Annotated in this window: 21 protein-coding genes; 4 read left to right on the forward strand and 17 right to left on the reverse strand. The window is 53.7% G+C overall.

What is annotated here, in order from left to right:
• Position 1 precedes the first annotated feature (1 nt).
• Positions 2-757, reverse strand: a complete 756-nt coding sequence (locus AC812_RS11255; RefSeq protein ID WP_082149171.1) for an RsmE family RNA methyltransferase — start codon at positions 755-757, stop codon at positions 2-4.
• Positions 758-911: 154 nt separating this feature from the next.
• On the opposite strand from AC812_RS11255, the gene AC812_RS11260 reads away from it, so the two are divergent.
• Positions 912-1,715, forward strand: coding sequence for a hypothetical protein (locus tag AC812_RS11260; RefSeq protein WP_061918508.1), 804 nt, complete (start codon positions 912-914; stop codon positions 1,713-1,715).
• A gap of 56 nt (positions 1,716-1,771) precedes the next feature.
• The gene (gene rsmG / locus AC812_RS11265) at positions 1,772-2,485 is read left to right on the forward strand and encodes a 16S rRNA (guanine(527)-N(7))-methyltransferase RsmG (RefSeq protein ID WP_061918510.1); all 714 of its coding nucleotides are present in this window, start codon (positions 1,772-1,774) and stop codon (positions 2,483-2,485) included.
• On the opposite strand, the gene recF is transcribed toward rsmG, so the two are convergent.
• The 16 genes from recF to AC812_RS11345 all read right to left on the reverse strand — a co-directional run bounded on the left by recF (position 2,486) and on the right by AC812_RS11345 (position 18,556).
• Entirely contained in the window at positions 2,486-3,700 is a 1,215-nt protein-coding gene (gene recF, locus AC812_RS11270; RefSeq protein WP_061918512.1) for a DNA replication/repair protein RecF, read from the reverse strand.
• Between the two features lie 30 nt (positions 3,701-3,730).
• Positions 3,731-4,243, reverse strand: coding sequence for a peptide deformylase (gene def / locus AC812_RS11275; protein ID WP_061918514.1), 513 nt, complete (start codon positions 4,241-4,243; stop codon positions 3,731-3,733).
• Positions 4,244-4,292: 49 nt separating this feature from the next.
• Positions 4,293-5,960 (reverse strand): cyclic nucleotide-binding domain-containing protein, encoded by a 1,668-nt coding sequence (locus tag AC812_RS11280; RefSeq protein WP_061918516.1) that lies wholly within the window; start codon positions 5,958-5,960, stop codon positions 4,293-4,295.
• Positions 5,961-5,984: 24 nt separating this feature from the next.
• The gene (locus tag AC812_RS11285; protein ID WP_061918517.1) at positions 5,985-7,694 is read right to left on the reverse strand and encodes a DUF6909 family protein; all 1,710 of its coding nucleotides are present in this window, start codon (positions 7,692-7,694) and stop codon (positions 5,985-5,987) included.
• Between the two features lie 13 nt (positions 7,695-7,707).
• The gene (hycI, locus tag AC812_RS11290; protein WP_082149172.1) at positions 7,708-8,244 is read right to left on the reverse strand and encodes a hydrogenase maturation peptidase HycI; all 537 of its coding nucleotides are present in this window, start codon (positions 8,242-8,244) and stop codon (positions 7,708-7,710) included.
• A complete protein-coding gene (locus tag AC812_RS11295; protein ID WP_061918521.1) occupies positions 8,171-8,593 on the reverse strand; it encodes a 4Fe-4S binding protein in 423 nt (140 codons plus the stop codon). The genes hycI and AC812_RS11295 overlap by 74 nt, the downstream gene beginning before the upstream one ends.
• Before the next feature lie 10 nt (positions 8,594-8,603).
• A complete protein-coding gene (locus tag AC812_RS11300) occupies positions 8,604-9,542 on the reverse strand; it encodes a complex I subunit 1/NuoH family protein (RefSeq protein WP_061918523.1) in 939 nt (312 codons plus the stop codon).
• A complete protein-coding gene (locus AC812_RS11305) occupies positions 9,539-10,726 on the reverse strand; it encodes a hydrogenase large subunit (RefSeq protein ID WP_061918525.1) in 1,188 nt (395 codons plus the stop codon). Before AC812_RS11305 ends, AC812_RS11300 begins: the two co-directional genes overlap by 4 nt.
• Position 10,727: 1 nt before the next feature.
• A complete protein-coding gene (locus AC812_RS11310) occupies positions 10,728-11,234 on the reverse strand; it encodes an NADH-quinone oxidoreductase subunit C (protein WP_061918527.1) in 507 nt (168 codons plus the stop codon).
• Positions 11,231-11,764, reverse strand: coding sequence for an NADH-quinone oxidoreductase subunit B family protein (locus tag AC812_RS11315; protein ID WP_114676120.1), 534 nt, complete (start codon positions 11,762-11,764; stop codon positions 11,231-11,233). The genes AC812_RS11310 and AC812_RS11315 overlap by 4 nt, the downstream gene beginning before the upstream one ends.
• Before the next feature lie 37 nt (positions 11,765-11,801).
• Positions 11,802-12,113, reverse strand: coding sequence for a hypothetical protein (locus tag AC812_RS11320; RefSeq protein WP_061918529.1), 312 nt, complete (start codon positions 12,111-12,113; stop codon positions 11,802-11,804).
• Positions 12,114-12,127: 14 nt separating this feature from the next.
• Positions 12,128-13,633: a complex I subunit 5 family protein gene (locus tag AC812_RS11325; RefSeq protein ID WP_061918531.1), complete on the reverse strand. Its 1,506-nt coding sequence runs from the start codon at positions 13,631-13,633 to the stop codon at positions 12,128-12,130.
• A 1-nt stretch (position 13,634) separates the two neighbouring features.
• Positions 13,635-15,386, reverse strand: coding sequence for an NADH-quinone oxidoreductase subunit 5 family protein (locus AC812_RS11330; protein ID WP_061918532.1), 1,752 nt, complete (start codon positions 15,384-15,386; stop codon positions 13,635-13,637).
• Between the two features lie 3 nt (positions 15,387-15,389).
• Positions 15,390-15,701, reverse strand: coding sequence for an NADH-quinone oxidoreductase subunit K (locus AC812_RS11335; RefSeq protein WP_061918534.1), 312 nt, complete (start codon positions 15,699-15,701; stop codon positions 15,390-15,392).
• The gene (locus AC812_RS11340) at positions 15,698-16,198 is read right to left on the reverse strand and encodes an NADH-quinone oxidoreductase subunit J (RefSeq protein WP_061918536.1); all 501 of its coding nucleotides are present in this window, start codon (positions 16,196-16,198) and stop codon (positions 15,698-15,700) included. Before AC812_RS11340 ends, AC812_RS11335 begins: the two co-directional genes overlap by 4 nt.
• A gap of 273 nt (positions 16,199-16,471) precedes the next feature.
• The gene (locus AC812_RS11345; protein ID WP_061918539.1) at positions 16,472-18,556 is read right to left on the reverse strand and encodes a hypothetical protein; all 2,085 of its coding nucleotides are present in this window, start codon (positions 18,554-18,556) and stop codon (positions 16,472-16,474) included.
• Between the two features lie 407 nt (positions 18,557-18,963).
• On the opposite strand from AC812_RS11345, the gene AC812_RS11350 reads away from it, so the two are divergent.
• Together AC812_RS11350 and AC812_RS11355 are read left to right on the forward strand one after the other, a co-directional pair.
• Positions 18,964-19,317: a phasin family protein gene (locus AC812_RS11350; RefSeq protein ID WP_061918541.1), complete on the forward strand. Its 354-nt coding sequence runs from the start codon at positions 18,964-18,966 to the stop codon at positions 19,315-19,317.
• Between the two features lie 11 nt (positions 19,318-19,328).
• Entirely contained in the window at positions 19,329-19,850 is a 522-nt protein-coding gene (locus AC812_RS11355) for a polyhydroxyalkanoate synthesis regulator DNA-binding domain-containing protein (protein ID WP_061918543.1), read from the forward strand.
• Position 19,851: the final 1 nt, after the last annotated feature.

Genomic DNA, 19,851 nt, shown 5'->3' on the forward strand with positions numbered 1-19,851 from the left:
ATCATCTCCTTTTCGCATAATCCTGTTCTTCAAAAAGGGCCAGCAGTAAAGCAGCCCCGACAATCGCAGCCGTTTCGGTGCGCAAGATGCGTTTCCCTAAACTCACCGGCAGCCAGCCGGCCTGTTCGGCTGCTTGAACTTCCTCGGCTTCCCAGCCGCCTTCAGGCCCGATCAGCAAGCCGGCGTGGGCAGCGCTATCCGCTGGTAAAACAGCCGCCGCGCCGATCATCCGTTGGGTTTCACCCTCCCACGCCATCAATCCAATCTCAAAGTTTTGCCTGAACGGAAGAAAATCCGGCAGCCATCGCGGTTCATCCAGGCGCGGGATCATTCCCCGTCCGGCTTGTTCGGCCGCCTCCTGCAAAATTCGTTGCCAGCGGGGATACTTTTCCAGGGCCAATGCAGGATGCTGCACCAGACTGCGCCGGGTGATCAGCGGCACAATCCTGCTCACCCCCACTTCGGTCACTTTTTGGAGCGTCCACTCAAATTTTTCCCGCTGGGTCAAAGCCAAACCGAGCGTCAGGTGTAAAGCAGGTTCTCGTTCGTTTTTCTGCCAGCCCAACAAAACCCCGCTTGCTTCTCGTACCGAGAGAGCGGTTAATTCGACTACCGCTTCGTTACCCGAACCATCCAGTGCCATCACCCTGCAGCCGGGGGTAAGTCGCAAGACTTGCGCCATCTGACGGGCGCACTCCGGTGGAAATTGAACCCGATTCCCCTCAAATGCTGTCGGCGGGATAAAGAAACGGTGCATACCCCAATTGTACCTGATGGAATTCGATTTTTCAGGTTTCAACCTCCTGAATTAATTTGAATGAAATTTGTAATCCGTGGGGTGTGTCATTTGTCGGTACAGATTCGACCCCACATTTCTTAAAATTGAAACATCCCTTCTGGAGATTGTTTGTATGAAAACGGCCAAACTTCGCCCCACAAACCGCATGGAAGCAGTGACCAGCCGTTGGTGGTTCCTGCTGATTGTCATTTTGATCAGTTTTTTTCCTCTTTATTCCCAACAGCCCTACGACCCGCGCCAAACCTCCGAAGTCATCAGCGCGGTACTGGCTTCACCGCTGATTTACTCGTTGCCAGCACTCTTTCCTCTGTTCAAAATCATCCCGCTGGCTTTGACCGTCTGGCTATTGTTTGAGCCGATTAAGGCGCTGCGCTGGTTTGCCCTCTATGCTGCGCTCAATCTGTTCGGAATTGCCTTCTTTCAGAACAGCGCCCTCACCTCCCAGTATGGACTGGTGATTATCACCGGAAATGTAATTCTCTTCGGCGCAATCGGCGCAGCATGGCTTGCGGAGGCAATGAATCCCCGCTTAATTTTTTCAACCCGTCCTTTGACGACCCGGGCTTTGATCCTTGTGCCGTTGATGTTGCTTGCCTTCTGGATGCCGATTCAAACCGAAACTATGCGCCTGAATCTCGATCCAGCATTGCTTTTTACCAATGAAGCGGGATTGACCGGCTGCATGATGCTACCCCTTTATACCGGCATGCTGGTGATTGCTTACCCTCAGGTTAACCGGGTTTTGCTGCGCCTGAGCGGCTTCATCGGTCTGCTAATCGCCTTTTTTAATTTACTGACCCATTTTGTTTTTGTGCCTGCCAATTTCTGGATGGGCGTGCTGCATCTGCCGTTGTTCTTCATCTCCCTGACGGCATTTGTCTTATCGCTGCGGAAACCAACCTCTCAACCGGCCTGAACCAGCCGCCCTGAAATTAACCCAAGCCGCGCGCCATCCGGTATAATTGGCGCGGTATGGAAAAATGGGTCAAAGACCTGAAAACACTGGTGGGGATCCAACTGACCGCCCGGCAAATTGCCGCCTTTCAGCGTTATGAGGATGAACTGCTGGAATGGAACAGCCGCATGAATCTGACCGCCATCCGCGATCGCGAGGGGATACGCACCAAACATTTCCTTGACTCGCTCAGTTGTATTCTTGCTTTTCGCGAACGCCCCCCCGAACGTCTGATTGACATCGGCACCGGAGCCGGATTTCCGGGTATTCCCCTCAAAATCATTTACCCGCGCATGAAACTTACGCTGGTTGAATCGGTTGGCAAGAAGCTGGAATTTTGCCGTCATATCGTTCAAACGCTCAAGCTGGAGGATGTAACCCTGCTCCAGGCCCGTGCTGAAGCGCTCGGCCAGGATCGCGCCTACCGCGAGCAGTATGACTGGGCAGTTGCCCGGGCGGTTGCCACCCTGCCCGTTTTAGCCGAATATCTACTACCGCTGGTTGCGCTGGGCGGAAAAATGCTGGCACAAAAAGGAGAAAGTGCCCATACCGAAGCGGTTGCCGCGGAAAAAGCCATCCGCGTACTGGGAGGTGAGCTCCAGCAAATCATTCCCGTTCTGGTACCGGGCATTGCCGAAGAACGTTATTTGGTCGTGGTGGATAAAGTCGCTATTACTCCGCCCGGTTATCCAAGGCGGGTTGGCTTACCTGCTCGCCGTCCAATTCAGTAATCAGGCGGGTTGATCAACCCGCTGCACACAGCCGGCCTGTACCTGCCAGACGGTACATTGACGCACGAAAGCCTCATGGAACATATTCAAGTCGGTAGTGGTCAACAACGCCTGATCACACTCTCTCAGCGCGTTCAGCAAGTCGGCGCGCCGCTGAAGATCCAGCTCTGCCAGGGTTTCATCCAGCAGCAGCACCGGCCATTCCCCAATTTTTTCCCGCATCCAGGCGACCTCGGCCAGTTTTAACGCCATGAGGGCCGTGCGCACCTGCCCGCGCGAGCCAAAATCCCCCAGATCAATCCCGTTAGCAGTAAAACGCACCTCATCGCGGTGCGGCCCGATGGTGGTCACTCCACGCTGGATCTCTTCGGCCCTCAGCGCCCGCAAGCGAGCAAGGAAACCTTCGCGGATCTGCTCCTCCGTGAATCCACTGCGATCAACCGTCGTTTCGATGGGCAGGCTGTACTGAGTCCGCAAGGCAACCGCAGGGTTATAAGCGGGACGGTAAACCAACCGAAGCACCTCCCTGCCTTCCGTCAGGCGGTCATGGATGCGTGCAGACAGTCTTTCCAGTTCGCTCAAAGCGCGAATGCGTTCCTGAATCAGAAATGCTCCCCGCTGCGCCAAAAGAGTGTCCCAGTAGGTCAACTGCTCGCTGTCCCCGCCACGCTCGGCCAATTGCTTCAACAAAGCATTGCGTTGGGTCACCACCTGCACATATTCGGTCAGTGCCTGAGCGTAACCCGGCACAATCTGCGAAAGGGTCAGGTTCAGGTAACGGCGGCGTTCGTCAGGGCCTCCTTCCAGAATCTGGGTCATTTGTGGCAGAAACAGAACGGCGTTGAAGCTGCCCATGGCTTCCTGCATGGAACGTTTGACACCGTCCATCAGAATTTCTTTGCGCAGTCGTGCACCGTTTGCGCCTACTGCATCTTGAATCAGACGAATCTCCAAACGGTGCATTTTGCCGCCGCGCTGAAAATCGGCCACCACCCGGGCAAACGGCAGGCTCTCTTCTTCCGCCATGAAATTAATCAGTTGCCGGTCATGAGCGGCGTGAAAAGAAGTAAACGTCGCCAAAAAGTACACCGCTTCCAGCAGGGTGGTTTTCCCCTGCGCATTATCCCCCACCAGCAAGAGAATCTGACGCGGAACCTCTACATCCAGTCGGCTAAAGGCTCGGAAATTGGTCAGGGAAAGGTGGGTCAGATGCATGAAGGCAAATCGCTAAGGCTGATCAGTGGATTAATCCAGCAAAGTGGCTTCTTCTTCCGGGGTCGGCTTCCAAACCCGCGTCGCCCGGTCGGTGAACAGGATGCCTTCGAGATGATCAATCTCATGCTGGAAAATCCGTGCCAGCCAGCCTTTGGCTTTAATGCGCAGCGGCTGTCCGCGCCGGTTCTGGCCGCGAATCACCACCTGAAGCGGACGCTCCACCTCCCCAACCAGCCCGGGGATGGAAAGACAACCTTCAATGCCTTTCTCCGTCTCCGTTGAAACTTTGACAATTTCGGGATTGGCCACCACGAACAGTTTTTTGGGGGCATCATCTTCCTCATCGTTCTCAGCGTATTCCACCACAATCAGCCGCTCGGAAACGCCCACCTGTGGAGCCGCCAGTCCAACGCCCGGCGCCTGCCGCATGGTTTCCACCATGTCGTCAATCAATTTTTGTAAATTTGCATCAAACACCGTCACCTTACGGGCTTTTCGGCGCAGCACCTCATCCGGAACGGTAACAATTTCTCGAATTGCCATAAACTTTTACCCTGCTCTTAAGGAAGAATTGTACAGCCTGTAAATTGTACTACGAATTTTCGCCCAATCGTGTCGGATTTTTACCGTTGCTCTTCCCCTGCACCATGCGGTGATACTCTTCGATCCAATCCGCCAGTTGTTCGTTGATCGAGGCTTCTGCCCGTTCTTCTTCACGCTGTTTGAATTCCATGAAACGTTGGAACAATTCGCGTTGCACCTCGGACGGCGCCATCACATTGTTGAAAGTCAGGGTCGAGTCGCCCACCCGAATGTAGACCGTGCCAAAGTTTAAGATCAAACCGATCAACCCCAGCCGTTCAAAATCAATACTCAAAATATTTTTCAGGGGAGCTGAACGTTTTTGTTCGGTGCCGAGCGGCTTTTTATACACATCAATGATCGTATCGCGGGTGATGATATAACGGTCGTTCCGCCAATCGAAGTAGTTATATACCAACCAACCCGCTGTAATTGGCAGGAACAAAACCCCAATTACCAGCGCCAAAACCGGCGGTAGTGGGAGAATACCAGCGAAAATGGAAATCATGGCCGCTACAACCACAAGTGACAAAAGGAATGGAAGCATCGTTTTCTTAAACAAGATAAACCAGTGGGTGCGGTAAATGATGGTACCGTCCTGCTCAACCCGCAGCATGAACAAATCGGATAGGAACTGGGTCAACTTACCGCTCTTGACCACCGGTTTGACTTCCTGCGAGGATGGCTGCGGGAGTGGTTCGTCAGCGCCGAGGTTCAAACGCCGCCGGATAATCTGGTCAATCGATTCTAGCCGGGCGCGTTTGCGGCTGGCTTTGGCCCTCTCGCGCATTTCATTAATCAGATTGACAATCAGGTAGGGCTGAGCCAGCCGCGAAAGGATCAACTCGCCGGTATATGTTCGGACGATAATATCCCCATAGCCAATAATTCGTCCCAGTTGGGTGGTTCGCACATCATCAGCCAGCACGGCATCAAGCGGCACTTCCTGCCGGCTGTCGTAGATTAATAAAATTTTTCGCAAATAAGCCACCCGACGGTTGGTGACGATCGAATAATCATTGTAAAAATCAACCACCACCCACACCAACCAGCCAAGATTGATCAGCACTACCAGCAATAGTAACCCCATCCCCAACGCCGAGCCGCGAAACAGCACCACATCCAGATAAGAAGTAACAATCGTGGTCAACAAGGCCAAGAAAACCGGCAAAATCAGGCGCAGCACCAGAAAAATGGGATGATGCCTGCCGATGTAGTGAACCACCTCGCGCGGGCCCCGCCAGGGCATACGCGTCCGCATGGCGAGATGATAACTGGCAGCCACCAGCCGAAAGGCAGCCTCCACTTTGGGGTATTCTTTTTTCAATTCATCAATCAGTTCGCCGTTGAAGCGCAGCACAATCACATTCGTCAGCGCAGTGGCTGTAGCAAGGCGCGGCGGCGGGGTATCCGCCAGAGCCTCTTCTCCAAAATAATCCGGCTCGCTGAGAATGACTTTAATTTCCTCATCTTTATAATGGCGCACCAGTTCAACCCGACCGCTGAACAGGAAATAAAAACTTTCCACGGGGGCATCCTGTTCAAAAATTACCTGCTTTTCCTGATACAAAAAAGCCTCAACCCTGTTGGCGATCTCCTCAATTTGGGCCGGACTCAGGCTGATGAACAGATGCGACCCGCGCAACAGATCAATCACATCGCTGCGGTTGACTTCCATGAGTTAAAGTATATACGAAAATGACTACTTCTTCGCTAAACGGCTCTGTTCCTTTTCGAAAATTCGCCTCAGAATGGCAACACTGGTGGCATAGGTCGAGTCCATCCCAAAGTAAGAAAGCGTGCCCGCCCCCAAATTTTTACCTTTGCTCAAGGGAGTATCCGAAGCATAATGGAGAATGCCCAGATCAAAGGGAACTTCATAAAGATTGACCACTTCATTGATCGGGTGCCGCTTGGGACGAAACATCTCATACACCGCAGAAAGATAAGGGCCGGCTTCCATTTCAATATCGGTATAACCTTCGCGGTAAATCACGTCCATGATACGGGCATTTTGTAAAAAGGTACCGTACACGCTGACTGCTTTTTGATTATCTAAAACCGTGCCGTACAACAAATACCGTGCCACATGCGAGGCATTGAACGCATTCTGGAACAGGAAGGTATTTTCGGAATGTTCATCCTGGACTACATTGGGAATCATCACATCCCCAAGCCGGCCGTTCAAGGTAGCCGCCTTTCCCATGATATACACCCCCAAAATAGGATGAACGTGTTCGGAAATTTTGACCAGCAAATTATAGGCAGCCACCCCAAGGGGATAATCAATGTTCAAAATCAGAGCATCACTGCGTTCCAGCCAGGCAAGTTCGCCGTGTTTAATGCGTGGATCCATCCGAGCCGGGTCTAAACGGCGCAATTCAATTACCTGAGCTTCCACATCGAAATAATGCTCGCTCGGTATGCGCACAATCCCCAAATTGACTTCATCCATCGCCTGTGCATGAAGTAACGCTCGCCCTTCGCTGGTCTGCTGATATTTCTTCAAAACATAATACAGGAAGTTCTCCTGACTGGAAGGCACCTGCCCATTGCAAATGCTCTCCCACTCGCGCTTGAGATCCTCGTTTTCCTTGCGATCCAGAAAGCGCATCAATTCATCACGATGTTGCAGGGCAAAACCGGTCGTCAGATTAATTAAGGAATGGGTGTTGCTGGAGACGAAATAAACCGGGCGGCCGGTCAGGATGGGACAGCATCGTTGGATATTATCCCACCAGGCCTGGGTAGCCCGGCGGTAGTCCGCCAGCGAACCGCTCAGCAGGCGCACCCCAATCCGGCAGCGTTTATGAGCAATCCGCTGTAAATTTGCGTAAAATTCCCGCCCCCACACCGTCCGCAGCCGTTCGAGGTCTTCCACCGTCATTTCCAGCGTATTAGCCAGTTGCCGAAAGGCATCTTCGTCCTTTGCCAGCGTCCGGGCATTCAGCGGACGCTGCCATCTTTGCAATAAGTTGTGTAATTTATTCCACTCAATCTGGTAAGCCGTCAGGGTTGGAATAATGTCATCAATATCCGAGCGGCTGGCAATGTAGCAGGCCAGCGTATCTTTCCCGTTGAAAAAACAACGCCGGCGGCGAGCGCGCGCCGAAACCGGCTGCCAGTTTTCCACCTGACTGTAACCGTGCTGGTTAAAAACACTGGCGCTCTGCCCCAAAACCACCGAGCGCACCTCGGTCATGCAATCCGGCAGGCGCAGCGAGCTGTAAATCAGCGCAGAAATGTCCGGAGTGACTTTGCGCGCATCCGGGTGCAGAGATGAGTTGGTCGCCGCATGAACTTCTTCCAACGAGCGGATTTGAACCTCGGCTGAAGTTCGCAGTAACGAGTAAATGGTACGCAGGTACAGGTCAATTTCTTCCGAAGCCGTGCTGGGAACTGTTCTCTCCATGTCCCAAATTGTATCACGAGGGCTCCCCAAACATACGGCTTAACGCCCGGCTTATGTGAATGACAGCCTTTTTGACCGGCACGCTGAGGGGCGCGTCAAACTCCAGGGTTTCAGGTTGAATGCCCAACAACACCACCCGGCAGCCCAGTTCTCTTTGTAAAAATTCTGCCAGCACCGAAGGTGGCAGGGTATGCGTCGAAGCACTTAAACCGTCCAGGGCTTCAACCTCAACCAGCATAACGCTGCCGGCTGACCGGCCCATCTCGGCGCTATCCACCATCACCACCACCTGTGGACGAAAGCGGCGCAGCCTTCCGGTCACATTCTCCGGGGCTGTGCCGCCTTCAATCAGCAGGAGATGATCCGATTGGTTTAATTTTTTCTGGAGGGTGCGCACGACCAGCACCCCAGCGGCATCATCTCCGTTGAACTGGTTACCAATACCGATAACTGCAATCCGCAGCGGATGACCAACCTCACTCGCAAGGCGATTCAACAGGCTGCGCAGCTGCGCGCTCCATGAGGAAGCGGATGTCCTCGTCTTTTCCATAATAGACTTCCAGCGGTTTTTTGTTGGTCACCGCCTGCTCCCATTCTTCATCGCTCAATTCAAGGCATTTGAACCGGCAAGAAACCACACACTGCGAGCAGTAGATGCAGCGGTCTTGATGATAGCGCATCACAAAGCGTTTATTGACCTTGTCAATGACAATCAGCTCAATTGCGTTTGCCGGGCAGTCCTTAACGCACAACTGACAGCCGGTACACTTTTCAGGATCCCAATGCAGCTTTCCGCGAAAGCGTTCCGGGGCCGGTTGCCGCTCAAACGGATACTGACGGGTTACCGGCTTTTTAAACAACGACTTAATCAGGTCTTCAATCATCGAACCAATGCTCATCGTTTCACCCTCACAACCACCATTGACGGATGTAAATACCGGCCAGAATTGCCAGAATTTGCACCAGCCCCATTAAAGCCCCAACCCGCCACCACAGACCAACCGTCTGGTCAATCCGCAGACGGGCGAAAGCAGTTTGAAGCAACGCCATCACCAGCAGCAGCCCGCCGGTCTTTAATACAAAGTCCAACGGGTTGGCAATTCCACCCAGATAAAAAGCAGCAACCAGCGTCAGACCAATCACCAGCTCAATATCCTTGCTGAGGCGGAAGAGGGCAAACCCGCGGCCGCTGTACTCGGTTAATGCGCCGGCAACAATTTCGGTTTCCGCTTCGGGAGCATCGAAAGGCGGAAGTTCTAATTTACCCATCAAACCCACCAGCGCAACCAGAAAACCGATGGGCTGGGCAACGATAAACCAGGTCGTTTCACCGGCATACGCGTTAATTTTGCTGATCTGCCAGGATTGAGCCGCCAGCGCCGGGCCGATCACTGCCAGCAGGAAAGGCGCCTCATAAGAGAACAACTGGGTTAGCGTGCGGGTTGCGCCTACCAAAGAAAAACGATCCACCGAATTAGCCCCTGCCAGCCCCAGCGAAATGGTCAAGGCGCTGAGCAGGTAAATCGTGACGATCAGGTCGCCCTGAAACGAGAAGAAAGGTTGCACGCCAAACATCGGTACATACAGCGCCGCGGTTAAAGCGGCTGCCAGGGCGATGATCGGCAGGGCAACGAACAGGCCGCGGTGAGCACCCTCTGGGATGATCTCTTCCTTTGCCAGCAGTTTCAACACATCCGCCAGCGGCTGAAGGAAGCGCGGGCCAACCCGGTTCTGAAAGCGTGCGACCAGTTTGCGGTCAGCCCACTGAAAGACCAGCCCACTGGCCAGCAAGAACAGACCGCCCGGAAAGAACAACAGTACAATGAGAGGATGGATCGTCAAATTCATCGGTAATACTCTATCCCATAGTTTCTCAAATCTGCCCATGTCCACACTTGCGGGTCTTGCCGATTGCGCTTGACCATCACCAGCCGGTCATTGCAGGAAAAACACGGGTCAATTCCGGCCAGAATCATCGGCATGTCCGCCAATTTGTGACCAACAGCCAGGGTGATGACCGTTCCCCAGTTACACAGACTGGGAGTCCGAACTTTGACCCGCTCCGGCTTTTCACCTCCACCGCTGGCGATGAAGTAAAACAACTCACCGCGCGGGGCTTCAACCCGGCTGATGGTTTCGCCGGCGGGAATACGGCGCGGTACGCGGGTGACCAGTTCGCTTTCCGGCATATTTTCAAAAATCCGCCGCAGCACCCGGATACTCTCCATCGTTTCCAAAATCCGCACCACAAAACGGGCGTGCAGGTCGCCTTCCTGGGCAACCACCATCTCTACCGGAAATTCAGCATAGGCGGCATAGGGGGCATCCACGCGCACATCATAAGCGAAATTAGAGGCCCGTGCCGTCGGCCCAACTGCACCCAACAACTGGGCTTGCTCGCGAGTCATCGTCCCAATTCCGCGTGTACGGCCAATGAAGGTTTCATCGTTGTTGACCACATCCAGATAATGAGCCAGCCGTTCTTCCAGATAATTCAGCCCCTCGCGAATTTTGTCCATCATGTCAGGCGTGAGATCGTACTTCACCCCGCCAATCAGATTGGCCGAGTAATGCACACGATTTCCGCTCAGCATTTCGAGCATGTCCATGACCACTTCGCGGTCACGCCAGGAGTACATAAACAGTGCATCAAAACCGCCTTCATGGGCGGCCACCCCCAGCCACAACATGTGACTGTGAATGCGCTCCAGTTCGGCAAAAATTTCTCGGATGGCACGCGCCCTCGGCGGAGCTTCGACTCCGGCCAGTTTTTCAACCCCCTGAACGAAAGCCGTGGCATGAATGTGGGAGCAGATTCCGCAGATGCGTTCCATCAAATACAGGTTTTGCGTCCAGGTGCGGTCTTCGGCACCCTTTTCGATACCGCGATGGACGTAGCCAAGGCGGACGCTGGCACCGGTAACAATTTCACCGTCCACCACAAATTCAAAGTGACCGGGTTCCTTCAACGCCGGGTGCTGAGGGCCAATTGGCACCACAAAACGATTTTCTCCGTGTTTTTCAAGTGTCATCTTAACCTCCTTCGGCTCCACCGCTAAATCTGGCAGCAGGCACAAACGACTTACGCAACGGGTACACACCCTCCGGCCAGCTATCCGCCAAAATGAGCCGGCTGGTATCCGGGGTACCTTCCACCTTGACCCCAAACATTTCCATCAACTCCCGCTCTCCCAGCGTTGCCGAGGGAATCAGCGGGCAAATGCTCGGTAAAACTGCATCGGCATAGGGCACCCTCACCCGCAAATTGACAATAGCCGCCCCGGAACAGAAGCTATATAACACCTCAATCTCACCTTCCTCCGGTGACTGCCCTTCTTCAACGGCTGCGGCCGGTCGGTCAATCCCCGTAATGGTTGAAAGGTAACCCCAGCGGGCTTCCACCAACACTTTGATTGCAGGGATCAGGTTCTCCCGCGCAAGGTAAACATCCAGCCGATTCGTCTCCGGGCGACTGGAACTTTGGGCATACGGTTGCAGCAGATTTTCTGCCTTTTGAAGAATTTCCTCCAGCGTGCTCATTGGCGCACCTCCGCCTGTGGCATCTCAAAACCGGCGGGTAATTCGACCGTCATCGTGCGTTCCGGACGCTTGCCGCTTTTCAGCGCTTCCAGCAGCACGGCCACCCCATAAATGATGCCCTCCGGGCGCGGCGGGCAGCCCGGCACAAACACATCCACCGGTAGCACTTCATCAATGCCATGAACGATGTTATAACAGCCATGAAAAACGCCCCCCGAAAGCCCGCACGACCCCACCGCAATCACAAATTTCGGCTCCGGCATCTGCCAGTAAATCCGCAACAGACGATCTTTGGCTTGTAAGGATACCGGACCGGTACAAATCAGTACATCCGCATGGCGGGGAGAACCCTGCAACTTAATCCCAAACCGTTCTACGTCATAACGCGGCGTTAGAGTTGCCAGAATTTCAATATCACAGCCATTGCACGAACCACTATTGAAGTGAATTGCCCAGGGGGAATTAACCCGCGCCCACGTGCGGATTTTATCCAGCACCTGCTGCCATGGTGTGCTCACCTCAAGACCCATTCCAACCTCCTCTTTCAAATCTTAAATCCGATACAACCTATCCTAATAATAATGCAACCAGCGCCAAAATCAACCCCAGTAAAAAGGGCAGGATGCTGGCACTGAACTCACCCGTGCCTAATACCAGCATTCCCAAATGCAGAATGGCAAAGAAAAATGCAATCAGGAAAAAGGGACGGTAACCCGGCGCTGCGGCGGTGGAGGGAGCTGCTTCACCGCTTCCATAAGCACTTTCCTTAACCGGAGAAGGATTCTCCGGGCCGGCCAGCACTTTGCCAAACCGTTCAATGATCAGTACCAACGGGATGTAGAGTAAGAATGCCAGTGGAGGAGAGAGCAGAATTTCCATAAAGGTTTACCTCCTTAACCGCCCAGTAAGGCCAACAGACTTTGAGCAGCCGGTTGGGTCAGCCAGCTCACCAGAGAAGGCCAGAAGCCCAACACAACCACGCCGAGAGTCAGTATGAGTAAAGCCGCGTTCATCCACGCTGAAACCGGCTGACCGCTTTCAATCCGGCTGGATGGCTGATGACGGTACATCCGGTTGATCAGCGGGGCGTAATAACCAAGCGAGAGAACGCTGTTAAGGGCAGCGAAAATCACCAGCACAATTGCCCAGGTCTGGCGGGTTTCAAAACCGCCTACGAAGATCTGCCATTTGGACATAAAACCTGCCAGCGGGGGAATACCGCCCAATCCGAGCAGTGCAACACTCAAGGTAAACGCCGCCAGGGGATAACGGGTTGCTGCCCCGTCCAAATCATCCACCATCAACGGCTGATGCTTGCCATTGGCAATGTACACGGCATAGAGCAGAGCGCCGGCCGCAAGAAACGCCAGTCCCTTCATCAAGCCGTGGGTGATAACATGAAAGAAACCACCCGCCGCCGCATTCGGCGCACCAAACGCAAAGGCACAGCCAATCCCCAAAACAATGTACCCCATGTGGCTGAGACTGGAAAAAGCCAAAAGGCGTTTGACCTGCGTCTGGCGTAACGCCATCAGGTTGCCCAGCAGCATATTCAACGCGGCAAAGACCAGCAGGAAAACGCCCCAAAGCTGACTGACCGCAAATAATGCCCCCAGCGCCCGCAGCAGGGCAATTAACCCCGCTTCGATTACCACCCCCGAAAGCATGGCACTGATTCCGCTGGGCGCCTGCGAATGAGCATCCGGCAGCCAGGTATGCAATGGTACCAACGCTGCTTTGACCCCAAAACCAATCAGGAACAACGCCCCGGCTGCCAGCATGACCGGCGTCAGCGGGGCATTGGCGCGGATAGCGCTCAAGGTGAGCGTGCCGGTCTGTCCAAAGACCAGCGCAATCCCAATCAACACAAGGGCCGAGCCGACCGCGCTTTGCACCAGATATTTGACCCCTGCTTCCAGGGCTGCTGGCGTCTGGCGGTGGAAAGCAACCAGCGGGTATGAGGCAATTGCCATCAACTCGAACCAGACCCACAGGTTGAACAGGTCTGTGGCGCACCCCAAGCCGATCATCCCGCCGACCATTGCGCTCAGCAGGGCATAGAATTTTTCCTGATGTTCTTCCCTGTTGAGATACGGTCCGGAGAACAAGGTAACCAGCACACTCAGCACCAGCACCAGCGTGGCGAGGAGTGCACCCACCCCATCCAGTTGCAGCCGAATGACACCCAGCGAAAACGAAACCGGGCCGCCCTGATCCAGGATGACTTGCAAGGCGATCGCAAGCGGATAGAACGCCGCCAGCAGTACCAGCAACGCAACCCACCGGGCCGGGTTCAGGCCCGGTTTTCTCCGCTCAACCAGCCTGCCAACCAAATAGATCAGCGGTGTGCCCAGCAGGGGCAAACCCACCACGAGGAGAAATGCAACGCCCGCTTCCATGTCAACGCCCTCCCACAGCAAGACTTGCCAGTAAGATCAGGAATGCACAAACGATGGCAAACACATTCCAGTTCAACAGGCCCGGCTGAGTCACCCGCAGGGCTTCGGCCAGTTTTTGGGTGGCATTGACCACGCCGCGGTTGATTGCCTCAAAACCGAAACTCTCGGCTGCTGCCTTGCCCACCCCGCTGAGCGCCTGCCCCACCCGGCTCAGGCGCCGGCGCTGCCAGCCAGCCAGCCAGCCAAGTGCCACCACTCCCAGCGCCAGATAAGTCGCCGGAGCCGTGATGACTTCTTCAACTACCGCCAGCGTGCTGTGTACTTCCAGATGATGGGCTGGTAAACTCTCCGCCAGCAGGTGACCAAACGGCCCGGCCAGCAGCCAGGTGGTCAGGCTGCCAATGGCTAAGGGCAGCAGAGCCACTTTCATGGCATTGCCCGCATCGTGAACATGCCGTTCGGGATGCGCCTCACCGTAGAACACCATCGAGATCATGCGAACCGTGTAAAACGCCGTCAGCCCGGCCACAAAAACCATCAGCGCATACAACCACAGCGGATTTTCATGTAAACCCGCTTCCAGAATCAACTCTTTGCTCCAAAAGCCGTTGAAAATCGGGATGCCGGCCAAAGCCAAACCGCCAATCACAAATACGGCGCGGGTTACGGGCATATCCTTACCCAAGCCGCCCATCCGGCGCATATCGCGTGTACCCACCGAGTGAATCACCGCCCCCGCAGCCAGGAACAACAGCGCCTTGAAAACGGAATGGCTGAGCAGGTGAAATTGACTGGCAAAAACCCCACCGGCACCAACTGCATAAACCATAAAGCCCAATTGGGAAATGGTGGAATAAGCCAGTACCCGCTTCAAGTCGGTGGCAACCATCGCCATAACGGCTGCCAGCAAAGCCGAAAGCATCCCCACAATCATCACCGCTTCCCGCCAACCCGGAACCCCGGCAAAGGCCGGGTAAAAACGCGCCAGTAAATACACCCCGGCATTGACCATTGTAGCCGCATGAATCAGAGCACTGATGGGCGTGGGGGCTTCCATCGCATCCGGCAACCAGGTCTGGAAGGGGAATTGGGCGGATTTTGCCGCTGCAGCAATCAGACAACCAAAACCCATCCAGGCCAGCACTCCTGCTGGCAAAATTGCCGGATTTTCAAGCAGCACATGAAAATCATTGCTGCCGGTATAGGCATACAGAAGCAGCGCCCCCGCCAGCAAACCAATCCCACCCAGCTGTGTGATGATCAGTGCTTTGATACCGCCCGCAACTGCCTTCGGATCATCGTTATGAAAAGAAATCAGCGCGTACGAACAAAGGGCAGTAATTTCCCAAAAGAAGAACATGAGCAGCAAATTACTGGTCAACACCAGACCGGCCATTCCCCCGATGAAAAACAGCACAAAGGCGTAATAACGGGGCAGTTGCCCTTCCCCGTGCATATAATCCACCGAGAAGATGACCGCCAGCGAGCCAACTACTGTGGCAATGGCCGCCAGAAAAACCCCCAATCCATCTACCACGAAGGTGAAATCACCAAACACCCCCCCCATCGGAAGGGAATAAACCAGCCGTTCTTTGCCGTAAGGCAGCAGCAGTAAAGCAGCAACCCCTGCCGCCACCGAAAACGCCACAGCCAGCAGATGGGTGAATTTTTCGTCCCGATCACCAGCCAGCCAGATGACCAGCGCCCCCAGCCAGGGCAAGCCAATTGTCAGCGTCAGCCAGGTCATCGCCATAGGCTACCTCCGTAGCGTGGTCAACGCGCTTAAGTCCAGAGTGCCAACCACCCGCCGTACCTGCACCGCCAGCGCAAGCCCCACCACCGCTACAATCGTATCGGCAACGATCACGGTCAGTGCCAGACTCTGTCCGAGGTTTTCCTGCCCCTGCAAGCGACCGGCCAGTACCAGCGCCAGCATGGCAGCCTTAACCATGATTTGCAGCGCAACCACCACCTTAATCAAATTGCGCACGGTCAGCAGCGCATAGGTGCCCACCCCCAACAAACCGATCACAATCAAAATCACAATGTTTGGAACGGATAAATTCATTCCCCATCCTCCGAAAGGCTGTGTTCGGCCGGGGTGGATTCCCTCTCGCTCAACAATCCAAGAACCCCCAGCACGCCGCAAAACACCAGTACCGCCTGCAAGAACACATCCATCTGACGATTGCCCCATAAAACCACTTTGAGAGCCGGTTCTCCCACCGATGGCCCAGCCCGGTCAATCCCCGGCACCAGCAAAACACCCAGCAAAACGATGGCAAGCACACTCATCACCACCGCCAGCGGTTCCTTGATCAAGCCTTTCAGGTCAGCGGCTTCCTCGCCGGTGAGGTTGATCGCAAAAACAAACAAAACCGTTACCAGACCGGCCCCCACACTCAACTCGATCACCCCGATTTCAGGTGCGCCGAGCAGATACAATTCCAGCGCAACCAGAGCGCTGGTGCCGGCCAGCCACAATGCCGAAACAATCAAGCGCCGGGAACGGATGGCTTGAATGGCACACACCAGAATCCCGACCGCCGTCACGAGATGCAGCATGATGATTTTTCCTCCGGTGAAATGGGTCTCAAGATAGAAATGTCCGCCGACGCGCCGGTTACCCCTATGCCTGATCACATCTCCGACACCGATAAATCATAGGGAAAACATGCTCACTGGTATAGGTATATCATCATTTTTGACAAAAGTCATGTGAATTTCATCACAAAATTAACTTAAAAATATTCCTGACCCACTCGGTTTAACTACAAAACGGCTTTGCCTTTCTAACTTAAGGACAAAACCGTTTTGTTGAGAACGCTGGAAACCAGCTTACATGCGAGTCAGCTGGAAGGTGACACCATAGTCCGAATCTTCGCCATCTTCGGGTGTCACATAACGATGTTCCACCACATATCGTACCGTTGCCGGAGTATCTGGAGCCTTGGGCTTGGGATTATGACTGGTAGAAACTTCCTCAAACCTGTACCGCTCCACGGGGGGCAATTGTCCTTTCGGGCTGGTCAAGTTCCAGGCTTTGCGTGCATCCATCGTGATCAAGTCCACGGCTATCCGGTCGGCCGGCGCCCAGGCAGCCCAGAACAATCCCACAATCAGGATCAAAGCAGCGACTACAGCCAGAACAATCAAGCCCTGCGTCAATGTCAGTGAAATCATTTTGGCAATGGATGCGGCGGTTCCTTCCATCGCAACCGCCCCCTGCCAGATGTTTTCAAGGTAATGGACAAAAGCAGATCCAAAATCCCGTAATTGATCTCTTGCGGCTGATTCGCTGTCCACCTCAAAACCAATCAGACCGGCCGCCATCAGCCCTCGATTGAAAGAACCGTTCCACAGATCAGCGCTGTACGCGCCCGAATCTTCCCCCGAGTCCATATCATCCCAGGCATCCCGATTAAACTCAACATGTTTCACGGGGGCAAGGGTATGTTTTCCGGAAGGCATCGAAGCCGGAATCAGGTGGGCAACCCACGCATCAAACCAGATCTCATCCGAACCCAATCCATCCGTTTCTTCGTAGCAACGACCGTTTTCGCTCCAGAAATGGAAGGCAATGTTGGGATCCGGTTCAATTTGCAAAATCAATCGATTCGATTTCAAACGAGGTGCAATTCCGCCGGAATAAACTGCCGAAAGCACATTATTAACCTCGATCCAGACATCGTAAAGACCGGGCGGGAAAGGCGCACCGGGTTGTTGAGGATGTTCTTTAGGGACATTGACCACAACCGAATCGAAAACCCGCCAATCATGGATGGTATGACCACTCTCATCCTTTACCGGGGTTTCCAGATCGCCAAAAACTGGAGCATCAAGGGATATTTTCAAACCAGTATCACGGTTTTGGAACCATACTTTGATCGTCTCGGTGATGAAATTGAACCCTCTCAGACAAATCGTCGCTCCCGGTTCAACCACTGGAAACTGAAGACACTGACCATTGAAGGTATAATCCTGCCCGCCCTCGCAAAAAGCCGGGAATAAAGCTCCGGGTGGGGGTGGCGGCGGAGTTTTCGGTGTGCAGTTGGCAATCAGTTCCCCCGGTTTGTTTAGGTTGACCGAAACGCTGCAATCCTTGGCAATTTGATAAGGCTGGAAAGTGTAAACATTTTCCATCGAAGAACGATAACTCGCCACGCTGCCGTATTCTTTATAATCGCCAATGTCCGGACGGATGGCAGTCAACCACGGCCACGGGCCGCTGAAAATCCGCGGCTGTTGAGAACCATTGGGGGTAGGCGGTAAAACCGCATCCCATATTCTGACCTGTCCGGGGCCTTTGATACCCTTTGAGTTCGACATCAGAGTTTGGGCAGTGTAAGCCAGCCCTTCCAGAACAAAGGCTTCTATCACATCTGCCGGCTGAACTCCATCGCCGCGGACTTTATCGGCCAAGCGCTCATCGAACAAACATTTACGCAAACGGGGTGATAAGTTCTCATAACCTTTAAACCCCTCCCCCAATGCTTTCAGTTGTTTTTTGTTCAAGCGCGAAAGCCCTTCAAAGATCATCTCTTCATAACCGGCTCGCGGATCTTCCCCCTTGCTGAAACGATAAAAAAGTTCTGCCATCATGGGGACAATGGCATCCACCGTTGGCAAATCACAACAAAGGCAATCTGCTTTTGTTCCGGGACGTTGTTTCGGTTTACGAAAATCGTCCACTTTAACCCCAGGAACCCGTTTCAGGATCTCGGTGATTTGCTCTTTTTCTTTGGTCTTTCGCGAACGTCCCCCGCACCGACAATTGGCTTTGGGATTGGCTGCTTCCCCCATCGGTGGTGAACACGGATTTTCTGGTGAGATTTCTTCGCGGACTCCTTCCTCTCCCAGAGGATGCTGATGGGATGCCGTCTCCTCGGATGATTCTTCTTCTTTTTTTTCATGCGCTTTCATAGAATACTCCTGTTGCCTGACTTAACCTTAAAGCAAAACAGGCCAGGGTTGGCCAAAGTTACGGGTCTCTATTCCATAGGCTCTCCGTAAAGAAGAAATGTTATTGAAAACAAAAGGACTTTCCTCTAACCTCACGAAATCAGACAGAGACGAGTCCGTTGAGGAAATTACTCTTAACGAATGCGCTTTATACAGGCTATTATTTACCTTTTTTATCAATATTTTGATTATATCCCCCTGTGTCAAAAAGTCAATCTGGAAAATTGCAAATTGCAATTGAAGGCATTTTTGAACTCATCTTCGCTGAATTTCCTGAATGGCCGTTAAAGATAAACATAAACCGTTGACAAACATAACGCATTGCGTTATATTCCAAATAACGCAATGCGTTATCCAAGGAGGTTGAAATGGCTAAACGAATCGGGCACGAATCTGTCGAAGATGTTACCAATCGCGGTGGGTTCACCGAACTTTCACGGAAAATCCTGCTGGCAGGCATCGGCGCTGCCGCTCTGGCTCAGGAAGAAATTGAGCGCTTTGTCAATCGGCTGGTGGAAAAAGGCGAACTGGCTGAAAAAGACGCCCGCCGGATGATTCAGGAGATCATGGAAAAGCGCGAGAAGCTGGAACAAGAACGCCGCGCCGCCGCCCAGAAAAGCCGACCGGCCCCGGTCACCCAGGCGGATATTGAAGCCCTCAGCGCAAAAATTGCTGAGTTAAGCAAGAAGATTGAAGAATTACGCAAAGAACGCGGCGAGTAATCCGGTTCTGAATGCTGCACATCAAGCGTTACAGCAACCGCAAGTTGTACGATACCGACAACCGGCGCTATATCACCCTGCCGGAAATTGCCCGATTCCTGCGGGAAGGTGAGGAAATTCAGGTCATTGACCATGACAGCGGAATTGACCTGACCACTCTGGTAATGCTGCAAGCTCTCTTCAGCGCCGAAAAACGGTCAGGCGGCTGGCTGCCGCCCAATCCGTTCGACCGATGGTTGGAGGTGGGTGAAAAAAACTTTCAAACCCTGCTGACTGCTCTGCTCCGCCGGGTTGATTTGGATCGCCTGGTCAATCGGGAAATTTTGCATCGCCTGGAGCAGCTGGTCAACAACGGCGATCTGGTGCCAGAAGAAGCCGAGCGGATTGGCAACCTGCTGATGAAATCCTCTCCGCAGACCCTTGACTCTCAAATACCCACACCTGCCCGACGCGAATCCCTTGAAAATCTGCTGGCGGACCTGGAGCGGCTCTCCTCCCTTTTGGATGAACTCGCCGGCCCGCCAGCCACCTGAA

Source organism: Bellilinea caldifistulae, from assembly GCF_001306055.1.
GTDB classification, from domain to species: domain Bacteria; phylum Chloroflexota; class Anaerolineae; order Anaerolineales; family Anaerolineaceae; genus Bellilinea; species Bellilinea caldifistulae.